This window comes from Catellatospora sp. NPDC049609, assembly GCF_040675365.1.
Lineage (GTDB): Bacteria > Actinomycetota > Actinomycetes > Mycobacteriales > Micromonosporaceae > Catellatospora.
Window position 1 is genome coordinate 1 of the sequence record NZ_JBFAOU010000429.1, and the last position, 1,877, is coordinate 1,877.

Consider the following 1,877-nt stretch of genomic DNA (forward strand, 5'->3'; position numbering starts at 1 on the left):
CCAGCAGCATGCCCGTCACCAGCAGGAACCGACAGGCGTAATCACGTATCCGAATGCGCGACAAGATCTACTACTCGTGAAAGACCGAGGCTAGACATCGCCGAGCTGGACGGGTCGGTGCAGGTGCGCCTGGTCGGCCGTACCGGCGACGTTGCCGGGCTGCTGGCCGTTCTGGACGGCACCACGAACTTGACTGACGTGTCCGACCCCTACCCGACTTCCCGGCCCGGCGTGGTGCGCGTGTACGCGACCGCCGAGCGCCGCCACCCACTCACCGGAGGCATCAGATGACCGCACCGACCAGCGCGTACCCCGTGGCCGTCGCCGACCTGGTCGACGACTTCCAGAAGTGGGCCGCCGAGCTGGGCACCACGCCCTCCCAGAACGCCACCAAGGCCCGGTTCAAGGTCGGCAGCGACAAGGCCCGCGCGCTGCTGGCCACCCTGACCGCCCCCGCCCCCGCCCCGGCCGAGCGCATCACCACCCCAGCCCCCGCCGCCCCGGTGGTGGAGCCGGTGCCGGTGGCCGAGCCCGCCGCCTCGGCCCCGACGCCGGAACCGGTGCCGGACGTGCCCGCCGAGCCGATCAAGGCCCCGGCGTCGCCGCAGACGGCGGTTGACGCAGACCTGGGCGCGAAGATCGCCCCGGCTATCGCCGAGACGGCCGCCGCCGCGCCGGTCACGGTGGCGCGGCCGAAGCGGCGCATCCGGTCCTGGCCGGTGTTCATCATCGGCCTGGGCGCGTTCGTCGGGATCTGGTCCGGATGGGTGGAGCTGGGCAAGCTCACCGGGTTCGGACCGGTCCAACCGCTGCCCGGCATCGCCGACGACTTCAGCTTGAACACCGCGATCACCCTGCCGCTGGGCATGGAGGCGTACGCGGCGTACGCGCTGAAGGTGTGGATGACCAGCGGCATCCCGGCACGGGCGCGTGACTTCGCGCGCTGGTCCACCATCGTCGCGCTGCTGGTCGGCATGGCCGGACAGGTCGCCTACCACCTGATGGCCGCCAACGGCATCACGTCCGCGCCGTGGCAGATCACCACCGCCGTCGCCTGCCTGCCGGTGATCGTGCTCGGGCTGGCCGCGACCCTCGCTCACCTGGTCGCCAACGGCGACGAGACGCCGCCGAACGGGGCTGATCTGGCTACTACCATGGGGGCCAGGCTCGTCACCCCGGCCCGTCGCGGTGGCCAGGGTGATCGGTTGGCCAGCCGGTAGGTCAGATGCCGTGCATCTGGAGGTTGCCGCCGATGAACTTGAGCATCAGCCCTAACGCGGTGACAACATACTCTTCTTCTTTTGTCTGTGTGCTCGTGTGGCCGCAGCCGAGGTAGGTCAGCGCGGCTTCGGTCAACTCGGGCTGCCCGGCCGCTACGGCGTAGATGAGCGCGTTGACGCCGGTAGCGGCGTCTCGCAGCTCCTGCTCAAGGTCCGGGGCGAGCCGTGCGAGATCACCGGCGGCTGGTATGACGAGCGGGCCGGTCTCGTTGACCGCCATCAGGTTGTTGGCGATCTGAGCGCAGGTGAGCAGGCTCGCGCGAGCAGCCTGCTTCGTATCCGCGAGCATCGCGATCTGCTGAACCAGTTCGAAGGCATCGGCGGCGCTGTTGCATTGGGCCATTTGCTGGGCGAGGTCGAGCAGCTGACCCCGTAGGGCTTCTGTGGTCTCGTCGTTCATGGCTGCTCCTGACGGCGTCTGTACAAGCGGTGCCGCATCGACCGCGGCGCGGGCGATCTTGCCTGTTACCAGGGCCGCCGGCGCGTTGATGTCTTTCCGCCACTTACGATCTTGTGCGCAATAGTTGAGGTCGCGTGATGGGCCGCTCCGGGGCGTTTCACCAGGTGATGGTGCGGTCGGAGACCAGGGCGGCGACG

3 protein-coding genes are annotated in these 1,877 nt (G+C 69.3%); 2 read left to right on the forward strand and 1 reads right to left on the reverse strand.

All coding sequences use genetic code 11. From position 1 onward, the window contains the following. Positions 1 to 117: 117 nt before the first annotated feature. The gene (locus tag AB0J67_RS40860) at positions 118 to 291 is read left to right on the forward strand and encodes a hypothetical protein (protein WP_363491167.1); all 174 of its coding nucleotides are present in this window, start codon (positions 118 to 120) and stop codon (positions 289 to 291) included. Further along, the gene (locus tag AB0J67_RS40865) at positions 288 to 1,220 is read left to right on the forward strand and encodes an ABC transporter permease (RefSeq protein ID WP_363491169.1); all 933 of its coding nucleotides are present in this window, start codon (positions 288 to 290) and stop codon (positions 1,218 to 1,220) included. Before AB0J67_RS40860 ends, AB0J67_RS40865 begins: the two co-directional genes overlap by 4 nt. 1 nt (position 1,221) lies before the next feature. On the opposite strand, the gene AB0J67_RS40870 is transcribed toward AB0J67_RS40865, so the two are convergent. Beyond that, a partial coding sequence (locus tag AB0J67_RS40870) for a hypothetical protein (protein WP_363491171.1) occupies positions 1,222 to 1,877 on the reverse strand: 656 nt, incomplete at its 5' end.

Bases quoted from the DNA above. Each gene is read 5' to 3' on its own strand.
- AB0J67_RS40865 (WP_363491169.1), top strand. From the start codon at position 288: ATGACCGCACCGACCAGCGCGTACCCCGTGGCCGTCGCCGACCTGGTC.